At 57.0% G+C, this 13,786-nt stretch carries 12 protein-coding genes; 2 read left to right on the top strand and 10 right to left on the bottom strand.

The features are described 5' to 3' along the window. Positions 1-73: 73 nt before the first annotated feature. From AC6CIA_RS14735 to AC6CIA_RS14700, 8 genes are read right to left on the bottom strand one after another with little or no spacing between them, the layout of a single operon-like run. Positions 74-1,249 (bottom strand): SGNH/GDSL hydrolase family protein, encoded by a 1,176-nt coding sequence (locus AC6CIA_RS14735; protein ID WP_498312967.1) that lies wholly within the window; start codon positions 1,247-1,249, stop codon positions 74-76. A 27-nt stretch (positions 1,250-1,276) separates the two neighbouring features. Next, positions 1,277-2,311, bottom strand: a complete 1,035-nt coding sequence (locus AC6CIA_RS14730) for an acyltransferase family protein (protein ID WP_498312965.1) — start codon at positions 2,309-2,311, stop codon at positions 1,277-1,279. 12 nt (positions 2,312-2,323) lie between these two features. Next, on the bottom strand, positions 2,324-3,427 hold the full coding sequence (locus AC6CIA_RS14725) for a hypothetical protein (protein ID WP_339530448.1): 1,104 nt from the start codon (positions 3,425-3,427) through the stop codon (positions 2,324-2,326). Next, positions 3,427-4,647 carry an MATE family efflux transporter gene (locus AC6CIA_RS14720; RefSeq protein WP_498312963.1) on the bottom strand — a complete coding sequence of 407 codons (1,221 nt, stop codon included), beginning with the start codon at positions 4,645-4,647 and terminating at the stop codon, positions 3,427-3,429. The genes AC6CIA_RS14725 and AC6CIA_RS14720 overlap by 1 nt, the downstream gene beginning before the upstream one ends. Further along, complete coding sequence (locus tag AC6CIA_RS14715; RefSeq protein ID WP_498312961.1) at positions 4,644-5,756, bottom strand: polysaccharide pyruvyl transferase family protein; 1,113 nt, start codon at positions 5,754-5,756, stop codon at positions 4,644-4,646. Before AC6CIA_RS14715 ends, AC6CIA_RS14720 begins: the two co-directional genes overlap by 4 nt. 14 nt (positions 5,757-5,770) lie before the next feature. After that, on the bottom strand, positions 5,771-6,853 hold the full coding sequence (locus AC6CIA_RS14710; protein ID WP_498312959.1) for a glycosyltransferase: 1,083 nt from the start codon (positions 6,851-6,853) through the stop codon (positions 5,771-5,773). 39 nt (positions 6,854-6,892) lie between these two features. Then, a complete protein-coding gene (locus AC6CIA_RS14705; RefSeq protein ID WP_498312957.1) occupies positions 6,893-9,103 on the bottom strand; it encodes a polysaccharide biosynthesis tyrosine autokinase in 2,211 nt (736 codons plus the stop codon). A 39-nt stretch (positions 9,104-9,142) separates the two neighbouring features. After that, positions 9,143-9,583 (bottom strand): low molecular weight protein-tyrosine-phosphatase, encoded by a 441-nt coding sequence (locus AC6CIA_RS14700; RefSeq protein ID WP_339530457.1) that lies wholly within the window; start codon positions 9,581-9,583, stop codon positions 9,143-9,145. Positions 9,584-9,882: 299 nt separating this feature from the next. Here AC6CIA_RS14700 and AC6CIA_RS14695 point away from each other — a divergent pair, with 299 nt between their 5' ends. Next, positions 9,883-10,848: a glycosyl hydrolase family 5 gene (locus AC6CIA_RS14695; protein ID WP_498312955.1), complete on the top strand. Its 966-nt coding sequence runs from the start codon at positions 9,883-9,885 to the stop codon at positions 10,846-10,848. Between the two features lie 211 nt (positions 10,849-11,059). After that, entirely contained in the window at positions 11,060-11,986 is a 927-nt protein-coding gene (gene tal, locus AC6CIA_RS14690; RefSeq protein ID WP_498312953.1) for a transaldolase, read from the top strand. 117 nt (positions 11,987-12,103) lie between these two features. Here tal and rssC read toward each other — a convergent pair whose 3' ends face one another. Beyond that, entirely contained in the window at positions 12,104-12,586 is a 483-nt protein-coding gene (gene rssC / locus AC6CIA_RS14685) for an anti-sigma factor antagonist RssC (RefSeq protein WP_339530461.1), read from the bottom strand. Then, positions 12,586-13,767 (bottom strand): two-component system response regulator RssB, encoded by a 1,182-nt coding sequence (gene rssB / locus AC6CIA_RS14680; protein WP_498312951.1) that lies wholly within the window; start codon positions 13,765-13,767, stop codon positions 12,586-12,588. The genes rssC and rssB overlap by 1 nt, the downstream gene beginning before the upstream one ends. Positions 13,768-13,786: the final 19 nt, after the last annotated feature.

The following is a 13,786-nucleotide window of genomic DNA, read 5'->3' as shown; positions in this document are numbered from 1 at the left end:
CTGCTTCGCAGCCCAACGCGGGGCAAGCCCGCTCGCCACAACAGCCTTATCTGCTTGGCGTTAATTGCGCTTCTCAAGACCGGCCATTGTCTTGCCGCACCGCGCCGCAGGTGTCCTGCGGCGAAACAGCATCATTCCCACCGACAATCAGGCGATAAAGGTAGTCCGCGATCACCCGCCCTCCCGAGCTCGGGATAGGGTGAATGCTATCCGGGCCGATCATCGGCGCGGCGCCGTCGCTGGCGTAGCGTTTGAAGTCGAGACCGAACGCGCACTGCATATCGGCATAACCCAAGTGCTCCGTGCGTGCCCACGGCTCCAGAACCCGCGCATAAGCCGACATCGGATAAGCACTCGAGCGCGTAGTGTCCTGACGCAGGATCAGGTTGATGCTCGCCGCGGGCTGGATCTCACGCACCATCCGCACCAGACCTTGAATGTTGCGCAGATACTGCTCAGGTTTCACGCCAAACCCCTGGTCATTGCCACCCAACATGATCAGGTAAATGTCCGCGGGAATCTTCGACACCACTGCTTTCCACTGCGCCTGCCACTGACCATCGTTGTTGTAAAAATCTGCAGATGCCGCACCGGAAGCCGCGAGCTTGGACACCCTGACGCCCCCTTCGTGATTGCTCAACCACAGGCCGAACAGGGTTGGCGCGCCTTTGACCACCTCAAGCCGGAACGCCCACTCGGCGGTGTCAGGCACGCCGGGCAGAGGTACTTCCTGGACGCCTGAGCCACCGATCTGCAATGAATGCCACCGCCCAGATGCCGTCCAACGGTAGCGCACCTGATTAGCTTCTCCGTCCCCCAGGTAGAGTAACTTCGCCTGGGCAATGGTGGTATCAACAGCGGCTGTCGGACGGGCATCTATCTCCAGATAAGCACCGGGACGGCCTCTGATTGTGCGGCTGTCGGGGCTCGCCTGGCCAAGACGGGACACCGCCCAATCACCGCCGAAATACTTTTTGCTGCTTCGGGTGTATGTGTAATGGGTACCGCCGAGCGCCGCGCCGTGGTTGAATCCGATATAACCGGGCCCGGCAAACCCCGTCGTTTTAGTGAGCCGCTGGACAAGCCTGTTCAGATAAAAATCCTGCCCGGCACTGTAGCTGTCGCCGATCACCGAGATGGCCAGCACCTTCCCTGACGTTCCTGCGCGCCATTGCCCGAACCGTTCGCGAGCATCACCGACCTCGATCACCGAAGCCGGCGCGTGAGGTACGTCATCGATTGCGAACATGGGTCACTTCCTTTATCCGAGCAATCATCAGGATTGCGATACAGCAACGGCGGCCGGTGCTTTTCTACGGGCTGCCCGCTCCCCCAGAAACAGCGTCGACGTGAGGGCAAAGCGGCTGAAAATACTCGACAGTAGCACCGGCCCCAGCAAACCACAGGTCACGCCACTGAGTACCAGGACCACTTCATCGTCGACCCCCAGGCGCCCCAGCGCAAATCGCGAAGTGGCGGCAAACAACACGTGAAACAGGAAAATCGCGTAGGAATATCCGCCGAGCCAGATCAACCCTTGTACCCGCATGTTGCTCGACAGCAGCGCCACGCACGACACGCATCCCACCAGCAACCCGACCAGGCTGCGGCGATCGACAATCAACTCGCGATCCACCGCCGCCACATACAGCAGCGCCAGGGATATCAACACGAATACCAGGGGCCCGATCACCTTGAGCGATTGCCTTATCGCGTTGACTTTTTCATGGCCGATCATGCCCATCACAAAAAACGGCAGCAGATAGATCGCACCATTGATGCCAAACGCATCCACCGCAAACGGCGGCAGTAGAAACACCAGCGCCGCGAACGCGAGCAACAGGTACAAGCGCCTCGCGGTCTGCAACAGGCCCCGCCACTCCAGCAGGCCGACAAATACAAAGATGATGAACACCGCCTGTAAAAACCAGAAGTGATTGACCGGCACATAGAACGACAGCAATGCATCGATCAGTCCCACTTCCTTGTTCACGCCGGGCCCGATCGCCTGCAGCACCGAAAACGGAATCCCCACGCAAAACAACGGCACAATCAACCGTCTGACCTTGCCGACAAAGTAAGCCGAGAAGTCATTCCCCCTGATCTTGTAGAGGGAATAGATGTAGCCCGAAATAAACGTGAACAACGGCATGCGCACATACACCATGGAATCGGCGATCACCCGCAAAGGTGAGCCCAGGTCTATTTTCAAGCCGCCGCCCAAGGGACCTATCACGTGATAAAGCACCAGCAACAGGCAGGCAAGTCCCCGTAGGGTCTCGATCTCCAGCGACTTTTTATTGCTCGACATAAAGTACCCGCCTCAGTTCAGGATTCTCGATTCAACCAACTCAGGCTTCTTGGCGCGCATCTGCAACCCCAGGCCCAGGAACAGCACCGGCACGACCATGGAAAAATGTCGGGCAAAGGAGCCGAAGTCGGGCTCGAACAAACCCTGCACCAGCAAAAAGGACAGCGGAATGGCGATCAGTTCCTTGACTTTGGTTGGGATGTGCACGCCCCTGTAGTCGCTGGATGTGATCATTTTGAACATCAGCAACGAGGTCATCATCATCAGCACCACAAAGATGATCTGGCCGAGGCCGGAGAGCAGGATCAACTCCACGGGAAACGACAGGCGGAAAAAGATAATCAGCGAATCAAGCGCCTGCGACACGAAGTCAGCACCATTGAGCCAGGAAACAATCAGCGACTTCGACCCCTCCTCGCCCGCCGTGCGCAGCTCATTGTTGCTGGCGCGAATCGACGACACCGAATAACCGGCCACCAGTTGAATCGCCGTGGCGATTGCCAGGTAGAACACAAACAGCATCAGGAAAAAGGTCAGTCGAGACACGTACTTCTTCATGAAGCACACGCCGATCCAGACCAGCGAAAACAAGATCCAGTAAGGCCGGATCAACACGCCGTAGATCAACGCAGAGAAGAAAAATCCGCCGCGGTAGCGCCTGGAAAACGAGAACAGCAATATGGAAATCATCGCTACTGAGACAATGATTTCCTTGGTCAGGTTTTCCAGGAAAAACGACCGCACCACGCCCCACAAACACAGGGTCAGAAAAATCGTCAGCGGCATGCGCCTGAAAATAAACACCGGGATGGCCGTCAGGAACAGGTTGCACGCCATCCCGTACGCCCAGGCATTGGTCAGATTGATGCCGGTGGGTCGCAGTAGATAGGCCGAGCATTCGTAGGAAGATCGGTCTGGTGAGAAGGGATTCCAGAAGTTGCAGTTGTCAGCACGCGCATAGGACGACCACAACGTCATCGCATCGGGACCCGGATCGCGGTGCATCAGAAGCGGCATGGCGACAGACAGAAACAGGCCACTGAACAGAATCAGAAACGAGATCGAGGAATCGAGCTTTCTGCCGCGAAACTCGATGGAAGGTAATCTCAACCCCATTACAGCGTCACCTTCGCTCGGGAAAACCGGGTCAGCAAGGCGATAGCGCCGAGCTGTACGGTGATCGAAAAGACGTTCCCCCATGCTGCACCATAAATTGAGTGATGCTTGATCAGCATGTAGCTGACCGGCAAGGAAACCAGCAGGCAGATGGCCGCACTAATGAGTGACAACCGACTGTTCTTCGATGCGATAAGACCGCCCCAGACGATGTCGCCGACAGCACGCAGGGCAAAGGAAAAAATCAGTACGCCGAGAATGGCGTTATCCGGGCGCGGCACCGTGGTACCGACATAATCAAGCGCGACATTGAAAAACACATAAATCATCAACGCCACAACGCCTGACACCACCAGGGAGCGCATCACCCACTGATTCATAAACAATTGCCGGACGCTCAGCGCTTGCTGCTGGTGCTGATAGCGCTTGGCAAGCACCGGGATGCCCACTACCGCAACCACGGCGTAGGAAAGCGCTTGCAAGGTGTTGGCCGCAGACCAGGCGTAAACGTACTTGCCCAGACTCGCGTAGGGCTCGATGTCGAGAATCAGGAAGCGCTCGGTGTATTGGCTCAATGCGATCAAGCCAGTCCCCAGATAAAACGGTAATCCGGCTTTCCAGACCGAGGCCGTGGTGAGAGAACCTGTCACCCGCCCCCGGTGAACGTTCACCACAATCAGGTAGCCGGCAACAATCACCAGCACATTGGCCGCCACCCATAACCACAGCACACTGGCGATGCTCGATACCCAGCCCGACAACAGCCCGCCCAACGCCAACAGTGCCCAGAGCCCGGTTTTGATAAAATAGAGAATCGCGCCCCACGTGGCTTTCTGGGCAGAGAACACAAACGAATTTATTTCAAAGGACAGGTGCTCGGTGAGCAGCAAGAGTGCCACGCAAGCGACCAGCGCGGCACTCGCCTCGACCGTCTGGAACAACGAATAGACTGCCACCGTCGCCACCGACAATACGATCCCCACGGCCAGGTACAGCAACAGGACCTTATCCACCACCCATCGCGAACTGGCACCGACGCTGATCAGCCGATTGATTTCGGAACTGAACCCCACGCTGTAGAACTTCGATGCAATCAATGACGCGGCCATCACCACGCCGTAAAACCCCAACGCGTCATACCCCAGATAATGGGTGATGGCCAACACCAGCAGAAATTTCGCGCCTAAAGCTCCGCCGCGGAGCAATAGCCGAAATATCATCGCACGATGCCCTTGATGATCGAGTCCATGACCAGCGTCTTGGCTTCAATCTCCTTGCAGGTATCCGTCAACTGCTTGCCAAATCGGGACAACGCATTCGGTGCGTAAACCGTGTCGATGATGGTATCGACATTGATCTCGCCGCCATTGATCACCCAGTCTTCCACCCCCATGTCCTGATAGGCGCCAAAGCCCTTGCGCTCATAGCTGATGTGGTACGCCGGAACGCCCGCCAGCAGCGACTCGATGGCCCCGTGCAACCTGACGGAAATGACCACGTCTGGCTGATCTCTGGCGAGAGTCGCCTTCAGTGACAACAGCTCTTCGTTAATGCCCAGCTCTCGATAGAACGCGCCGTCATCGTTGCCGCGCACCGCGCTTTGCACCGCGCAGACGACTTTGCTCTTGTTCTTCAGGCGCTGCAGCAGGCGCTTCAAGTTAGCCACGTAAGCGACTTTCTTCTCCTTGCTCCACGCCGGCGGTTTGCGCAGCACCACGCAGACCACCGCAGGCGAAGAGGCACAACGGGTGAACTTGGGTTGCAGGAGAATCTTGCTGGCCAATGCCTGCACCGCAAGGTCAGGTACGCGGTAGACATTTTCATGGGTCGCGAAAATCTCCGACGACCTGTTGTCCCGGACAAAAACCGCGTCGGCATTCGCATAGTGCCCGACGATCTTGCTGCTTTCACCGTGAAAGGGACCGATGCTCTGCGGCAGGTACACCGAAGGCACTTTGCTGAGGATCGCCGTTTCCAGTTGCTTGGCATGCCCCAGTTTCAACTTGAGGTGTTCAAACGCACTTTTGGAGCGCATATAGCCGCCGCCTACCCCGACGATCAAGTCACTTGAACGCAAGAGGTCCGCAAGGCCGCTGTAGGACTGGTCAAGAAACAGCGCCTGCCTGACCCGCCCCAACCCCTTGGCCGCCATCACTGGCGCGTCATAGCGCTTGTAAGGCAAGTAGTTGAATGAGTGCGGATCCGAGGCCACGACGTTGATCGAGGTGTCCGCGCCAAAGTTGCGCAGCACCAGGGCGATTGCCAAATCCACGAGAAGGCCATCACCGGAGTTGGAGGCGCTGTAGCCATGCAAAATAGTTACGTTCATGAGCTGATTTCTACTTAATAAGAGGGAGCGGAATACACGTCATAGGTTTGTCTGATCATCAACGTGGCACTGAAGCGTTCGCGCACCATTTTGCGACCTTCAGTTCCGAGTTCCAGCAACCCAGGCTTCTCGATCTCGCCTAGCAAGTCGGTCAGGGCCTGGTGATTACCGGTGGGGAAGATGTAGCCGGTCACCCCGTGGGTGACCAACTCGGGCAAGGACGTGCAGTCGCTGGCAATCACCGGAAGCCCCATGGCCATACCCTCCAGGGGCACCATGGCAAAGCCTTCCCAGCGGCTTGGAACAATCAGCGCATCCGCCGCCTGATACAGCGCATTCACTTCAGCCGGGGTCACCCACGGCACATACTCGACCGCGTCCATCGCCGGGCGGTCGACGCAATCCTCATTGACCGCGCTGCCTACCACCGTCAGTTTCAGATCAGTGCGCCGGACCCCGGCAAACGCCTTGAGCAACACATCAAAGCCTTTCTGATAGTCCAGGCGCCCCACAAAGAGCAGATGGACAGGCCCGTGGTCATCGCGCTTCGGCTGCTCATCCCGGTAATGAATACCGTTGTAGATCAACGTCATACGATGGCGGTCGATGCCAAACGTCGCGGCGGTGTCCAGCTCGTACTGGCTGACGCAAATGATCACGTCCGTGACTTTCTGCAATAGCCGCTCAATCAGCGAATAGACTTTCTGTTTGGCCGGCGAACTCTCCATCAGAAACGAAAAGGCATGGGGACAGTAAATAATCCTCGGCGCGCGCCACGGCCGCAGGAGCAGGCACACACAACGGCCTATCACCCCGGAAAAGGTGCTGTGCAAGTGCACCACCTGCGGTTTTTCCTTGAGGATCACACGGGTCAGGCTCCAGGCGAAGCGCAACAGCGACAGCACATCCCGCTTGGTCCTGACGAAGGTCCTGATCTGTTGCTCATCCACCCCGTGCAACTCTTTTTTCTGATCGAGCGGGATCAAATACACCAATTCATAGGCCGATGCCTCGCCCTCGGGTGGAACCGATATCGTCCGAATAACGGTAGCGACACCCCCTTTAATCGTTTCGGCCACGTGCAGTACTTTTTTCACAATCCACCCATTTCCATGCAGGTAATGACCCTCTTCGAATCAAGATTTGTCGGAGGCATACTCGTAGTTGTAACCGCCATTGCCGTAGTAGCTCGCTGCACGTTTCTCGACACCATTGAACACCGCACCCTTCAACTGAATACCGTTCTGGGCGAATCGACGAATCGTCAACTCGATCTCTTTGGCGGGGTTCACGCCGAAGCGCGTAACGATCAGGCTGATCGCCGCCTCACGGCCGACGATAGCCGCGTCGGTCACGGCCAGGAGCGGTGGTGTATCGATGATCACCACGTCATACAGGTCGCTGAGTTGCGCGAGCAACTCACGGAAGTTCGCATGCATCAACAGCTCTGACGGGTTAGGCGGGACCTGTCCGCGACTGATGAAATGCAGGTTATCAATCTCGGTTTCATGGATGCCCTGCTCGAGGCTGCAGCGCTTGACCAGCAGGTCCGACAAGCCATTGGTGATGGGCGTATTGAGCGTCTTGTGCAAATGTCCCTTGCGCATATCGGCATCGATCAGTACCACCCGCTGCCCACTTTGCGCCATGACTGCGGCGAGGTTGGACGAGACGAAGGTTTTACCTACCTGGGGGCTAGGGCCGGAAATCATGATCCGGTTGTTGGTCGAATCCAGCCCCGCGAAGTGCAGGCAGGTACGCAAACTACGGATGGATTCGATAGACAGGTCTGTCGGGTTCCGTAGAGCCAACAGAAAAGCCTGCCTGCCCGACTCGTCACTCAAGCGCAGTTTTTTACTGTCCTCTTCCTGTTGCAGCGCGCTGTAGGGAATCGACGCATACACCGGCAACCCGAGTTGCTCGATGGCCTCCGGTCCCTCCAGGCCTCGACTCAAGGATTTACGCAGGAGTACCAGGGCGACGCCGACAAACGCGCCGAGGAAAGTCGCAATCAGCACGATCAGGGCTTTGCGCGGTTTGACCGGCGTGGTCTTGTCGACATCCGCCGTGTCGATCAGACGCACATTGCCCACCGCCCCGGCCCTGACGATGTCCAGCTCCTGGGACTTGTTCAGCAGTTGCGTGTAGATCTGCGACGCCACTTCCACGTCGCGGGTCAAGTTGAGCAACTCCTGCTGCGTGGCGGGCAGATCTTGAACCTTGTTCTCCAGGCTCTGCTGCTGGCGAGTCAATTCCCCGATCTGCGTCATCAGGGCGCGATAGGCCGGATGCTGTTTGGTGAACTTGCGATCAAGCTCCGCTTGTTGCAGCTTCAAGTCGGAAATACGCGTGTCCAGGCCGACAATCTGCTCCAGCACCGATTGGGTTTCGAGGGAAATATTGACGGTCTTGCCGCGGGTCTGATAACCGTTGAGCGCATCGCTGGCCTTGATCAGATCGTTCTTGACTTGCGGCAGTTGGGCTTGCAGGAAGTCCAGGCTTTGCGCCGCTTCGGCCGACGTGCGCTCCACGTTTTGCTGTACATATAACGTGGAAACCTTATTCAGAATCTTCACCGCCTGGACGTAGTCAGGGCTGGCCAGCGCCAGACGGATGATGCCCGACTCCTTGCCTTGCTCGGAAACATCCAGCGCTTCTTGATAATCAAGGATGGTGACAATGCGCGGATTGCGCACCACTTCAAAACGCGTACCGGGATTGGCCGCCAGCGTGGCGATCAGTCCTTCGATGCCATTTTGCTGAAACCTTTCACCGACGACGCCGTCCACCAACAGGTTGTCGTTGTCATCAAAAAGCTGGAATCGATGCTGTTCGGCGGCCACCAGCGTGAGTTTCCTGCCCAGCAACTCTTCAGGCAGATTGAGCTGTGCGATGTCCACGTGCTCACCGCCCCAGGCGTAGCTGTTCAGGCCAAAAAGCGCGGTGGCGACAGAATTGCCCTTATAGCGTCGGGCGAGAAAACCGCCAATCAGCGGGAAGGTGTTGGGCGTGACGTCGATATCAAGGTGCAGATCATCGACGGTTTTGCCAATCACTGCGCGAGACTTGATGATGCCGATCTCGGTGACCGACGGAGATTGCCCATTGAGCATGCTGTTGAGGTCGGAGAAACCGAGCATATCGTTCTTTTTCGGTTCGACCTGGACCAATGCGTTCGCCAGGTACACCGGCGTCGACAAAACCGCATAGGCCACGCCGCTCACCATAAATACGCCGGTGCATGCGCCTATCAACCATTTTCGATCAATTAAACTGCCTAATATACCGAGAAGATCAATATCATCTCGATCGTTATCCCGAGTGCCGACTAGTGACGGTAACTGCATAAGTGGGTTCTTACCCTTTACTGATCTGAAAAGTATTCATCAATGCCCGAGGCGCTGCGCCCATGAGCAAACAGCCGCTTCAATCAATGCATGAGCATGAATAAAAGCTGCTTTTCCTTGACGATAGGGATCCTGTATTTCTCGATCACTTTGCCACTTGCCGAGAAGAAACACTTTACCCCTGGCGTGCGATGCAATCTTCAGCACTTGGTTTACATGCTCTTTTTCCATGACCAGAATCAGGTCCGACTGATTGACAATATCCGGGGTGATTTGCCGCGCTGTAAAGGCTTGCGCGCTGTGCCCATGTTCTTCCAGGACCTGGCGCGCCGCCGGTTCCATGGACTCGCCAACGCGAGCGCCGAGACCTGCGGAGGTGACGGCAATGGTTGAGGATGCCAGCGCATTACGCAGCAGTATTTCTGCTGTCGGACTTCGGCAAATGTTGCCTACGCAGACGACAAGGATATTTCTGAACAAGGCAACGCTTCCCGTGTCATGTCGAATCGACCAATACGTAGCGGGGATTTGAGTGAACCCGCGGGTTCATTTCGCACTCAGAAACGAATCAGCCTTGTAAATATAAGCGTATTTAGTACCACGACACCTAAAAACCACCCAACTAGAATAACCGGACCAAAAATAACGCCGGGTTTATAACATTGACGACCTGACAAAAAATAACATTCGCGCACTTCTAAACTTAACAACGCATCGAACTAATAACATCACGCCCGCCTGTTCATCGTTATAGATAGATCGATTTGAGGAAGCCCGACATGCACTCATCACCGTTCAAACATCTTGCCGTTTCAACCCTGCTCATGCTCGGTGCAGGCAGTCAGGCTCATGCCAGCGAGCTGTTCCCCGCGCTGACCAGCAACAAGACCGTTGGTGTCCAGGTCAAGATCCAGAACTTCAGCTCTAGCGACGCCAGACAGATCAAAGCGACAGGGTTTGGATTCGTGCGTTTTGGCGTATGGACCAACAACCTGGCGGGCCCGGCGTATCAGAAGCAGATCAGTGATGCATTTGCCGCCGCCAAGTCCGCCGAATTGCCGGTACTGATGACCGTTCGCTCAACCAAGGCGCTGACGACTACACCCAACGCCGCCGGCGAACTGGCGACCGCGGGCGAACAGTTCGCCGACGCTGTGTTCGCCCTGGAACAGTCCTACGCTACGCAACTGGTTGCCATTGAAATATGGAACGAACCGGACCTGGAAAAATACTGGCCAACCCGCGACTTCGAAACCACCTTCGTTCCGTTCATGAGCGCCGTGTGCCATGCGCTGGAGCAAAAAGCGCCCTCCACGCCGCTGATCGGCTTCGGCTTCGCCAGGGCGCCAAGCGCGGGGAGCGCATCCACGGTAGCGCTGAACAAGCTGGTCAGCGATTACCCCAACTGCCTGAGCGCGATCTCCTATCACCCTTATGGCATGTCCGCCGCCAAGATCGAGAATGCCCAAGCATTCATTCAGCGAAACTTCCATCTGCCGGGAGTTATCAGCGAATGGGGTGTGCCATCGCTCGAGTCCAACGGCGGGATCCACGGACAAGCCGGTAAAATCGGCACGTTCATCTCCGATGTAAAAAAACTCAAGATCCCGCTGACGTCCCTGTATGAATGGAAGAACAGTGATTCGGGCGGGAATGATCGAGAGCGCAATTTTGGCCTGTTGACCTCCGACGGTCAGCCGAAGCCGGCGGAAACGGCCGCCAGGACACTGCTCACCCAACCGTAGGAGCGACGCGATACCGAGGCACCGAAGCATCTACGCTCAGTTGCTTTGAACCTGTGCCTCGATTTGGCATCGTATTTAGCGATACCGGGGCCCGCCATTCAAACATCCGTTTTGCAGATGTTGCCGTTGGGCCCGTTGATACGCGCATGCACCCTTGAGCGTCTATCAGCCCTCGGGTAATGTCATCAGACCCATAGGACAGAGCACGCCCATGACTTCCAAGCTGGAACAACTCAAGCAATTCACCACTGTGGTTGCCGATACCGGTGACTTTTCAACCCTCGCCAAGCTCAAACCGCAGGACGCCACCACTAACCCTTCCCTGCTGCTCAAGGCCGCATCGATTCCGGGTTATGCAAAGCTACTGGATGAGTGCGTCACCGACTGCAACGGCGATGTAGGCCTGGCCAGCGACCGTTTTTCGGTGGCTGTCGGCCAAGAGATCCTCAAAGTGGTTCCCGGGCGCATCTCCACCGAAGTGGATGCGCGCTTGTCGTTCGATACCGAGGCCATGCTCAAGCGTGCTCATCGACTGATTGACCTGTACGAAAAAGCGGGTATCGGCCGCGACCGCGTACTGATCAAGATTGCTTCCACCTGGGAAGGCATCCGTGCCGCCGAACAGCTGGAAAAAGAAGGTATCCAGACCAATCTGACACTGCTGTTCTCCTTCGCCCAGGCGGTGGCGTGCGCTGAAGCAGGTGTGTTCCTGATTTCGCCGTTCGTAGGCCGTATCTATGACTGGTACAAGAAATCCAGCGGCAACGACTACACCGGCACCGATGATCCGGGCGTACAGTCGGTAACGCGCATCTACAACTACTACAAGGCCAACGGCTACAAAACCGTGGTAATGGGCGCGAGCTTCCGCAACCTGAGCCAGATCGAAGAACTGGCTGGCTGTGATCGCCTGACCATCAGCCCGGACTTGCTGGAGAAACTCGCCGCGGATGAAGGCAAGCTGGAACGCAAGCTGTCGCCAGGCCACACCGGTGAAGCGCGTGTGCATATGACTGAAGCGCAGTTCCGTTGGGCATCCAACGAGGACGCGATGGCGACCGAGAAGCTGGCTGAAGGCATCCGTCAGTTCGCTCGCGACCAGGAAAAGCTTGAGGCGCTGTTGACCGCCAAGCTGTAACGCAGGCGACGACAAATAAGGGCGGTACCTGTGAGGGTACCGCCCTTATTTGTGCTGGTGTGGTGAATGGCCTGGCGCTATCGCGAGCAAGCCCGCGCCCAGATTAACCGCGTGGTATCAGTGGCGTTCGAGGGCGTTGACCAGATCGTGGAAGGCTTCGCGATTGGACTCGTTCAAGCTCATCAGGATCTTGTGCGCTTCGAGCACCTTGATCCGCACCACTTCCTCGGATTGATCCTGGGATGGCAGGTCGGTCAGGCATTCCGGGCAGGGGATCGGGCGATCCACGATGTTGAACACCTGATCAAAGCCCATCGACTGCAGCAGACGCGTGATGTCGTCATGGGTAGTCACAACGGTTGGCAGCAGCCCGACCTTCTGTCGAGACAGAATAGACAACTTGGCCAGGAGCCCAAGGGTGGTGCTGTCGATGCTGCGGGTTTCGGTCAGATCGATCACGATCGCCGAGAAGTTCAGGGCCGTGAAAATCCGCTCAATCGTTGCATCCAGCGCCGAACACAAGGTCAGGCGCACTTCACCGACAAACTTCAGGACAAAAGTCCCGTCTTGCTCGGCGAACTGGATTCTTCCGGTACTCATCAAAGATTCCTGCTCAACACCAATAGGGCGATATCATCCGGCATCTCCCCTAGCGTGGCCAATCCAAAAACCTGGCGCAAGCCATCCAGGCTGCCGCCCGCCGACCTGACCCGTTGGGGCAAGGCGGCTTCTTTCTCTTTGAGTGTAGGCTCTGTTAAAAGGTCCAGGATGCCATCGGACATCAGCGTCAAGCTGAAGGTCGGTGGCAGTTTCAGGATGTGGTCTTCGTAGGTGGCCTCATTGAACAGGCCCACCGGCAAACCACGCCCTTCCAGATAACGCACACTGTCGGGAGTGTATAAAACCGGCAATGGCAGGTGACCGCCAATACTGTAGGTCAAGAGCCCGGTTTCTTCATCGATCACGCCCCCCACCATCGTCACATGCTTGCCCAGCTTGCAACTGATCAGGCCACGGTTGATGTGACCCAGCACTTGCGAGGGCGTGAACTCCGGCAAGGTACCGTTGCGCTTGGATTCGAACAGCAGTCGCGTGGTCATGAACTTCAATAACACCGTCACAAATGCCGAAGAGGCACCGTGACCGGAGACGTCAGCCAGGTAGAACGCAACCCGCCGTTCGTCCACGCGAAAATAGTCGACAAAATCCCCGGACAAGTACAGCGACGGAATGATTTGGTGGGCGAACTGGAACTCGTCGGTGGTCCAGGGACTGACCGGCAGCATGTTCATCTGCACCTGGCGACCGGCGTTCTGGTCTTCCTGGAGCAGGTTCAGGCTGGCTTCGAGTTCACGGTTGGCGGTTTCCAGCTTCTCGCGGTAACGCTGGTTTTCCACCAGCAGGCGCGCCCGGTCCAGGGCCCGGCGCACCGAATGTTCCAGCACGGCCAGGTCTTCCAGCGGTTTGATCAGATAATCCGCAGCGCCCAGGCGCAGGGCTTCCACGGCGTCGTTCATCACGCCCGCGCCGGACACGACAATCACCGGGGTCTGCGGGGCGAGATCCGTCACATGGCGGATCAGCTCGAGGCCGCCCATCTGAGGCATGCGCAGATCGCAGATCACCAGGTCGGGCTGGTCGTGCTCGAACACCTGAAGACCCTGAAGGCCATTGCTGGCCTGCAGGACGCTGAAGCCACTGTCTTCCAAATAGGCCGCGAGGCTCGCGCGCACTACTTCGTCGTCATCGATTAACAGCAGCGTGGCACTGGTTTTTTGCATGTGGGCAAACGGCGCCAGA

The sequence above is a fragment of the Pseudomonas sp. GQ91 genome (genome assembly GCF_059758795.1).
The sequence above is the reverse complement of the archived record's forward strand: the minus strand, read 5'-3'. Positions and strand labels throughout refer to the sequence as shown.

What these genes read in the sequence shown, in the direction of transcription:
- AC6CIA_RS14735 (WP_498312967.1), bottom strand. Translation starts at nt 1,249, where the DNA reads ATGTTCGCAATCGATGACGTACCTCACGCGCCGGCTTCGGTGATCGAG.
- AC6CIA_RS14730 (WP_498312965.1), bottom strand. Translation starts at nt 2,311, where the DNA reads ATGTCGAGCAATAAAAAGTCGCTGGAGATCGAGACCCTACGGGGACTT.
- AC6CIA_RS14725 (WP_339530448.1), bottom strand. Translation starts at nt 3,427, where the DNA reads ATGGGGTTGAGATTACCTTCCATCGAGTTTCGCGGCAGAAAGCTCGAT.
- AC6CIA_RS14720 (WP_498312963.1), bottom strand. Translation starts at nt 4,647, where the DNA reads ATGATATTTCGGCTATTGCTCCGCGGCGGAGCTTTAGGCGCGAAATTT.
- AC6CIA_RS14715 (WP_498312961.1), bottom strand. Translation starts at nt 5,756, where the DNA reads ATGAACGTAACTATTTTGCATGGCTACAGCGCCTCCAACTCCGGTGAT.
- AC6CIA_RS14705 (WP_498312957.1), bottom strand. Translation starts at nt 9,103, where the DNA reads ATGCAGTTACCGTCACTAGTCGGCACTCGGGATAACGATCGAGATGAT.
- AC6CIA_RS14695 (WP_498312955.1), top strand. Translation starts at nt 9,883, where the DNA reads ATGCACTCATCACCGTTCAAACATCTTGCCGTTTCAACCCTGCTCATG.
- tal (WP_498312953.1), top strand. Translation starts at nt 11,060, where the DNA reads ATGACTTCCAAGCTGGAACAACTCAAGCAATTCACCACTGTGGTTGCC.
- rssC (WP_339530461.1), bottom strand. Translation starts at nt 12,586, where the DNA reads ATGAGTACCGGAAGAATCCAGTTCGCCGAGCAAGACGGGACTTTTGTC.
- rssB (WP_498312951.1), bottom strand. Translation starts at nt 13,767, where the DNA reads ATGCAAAAAACCAGTGCCACGCTGCTGTTAATCGATGACGACGAAGTA.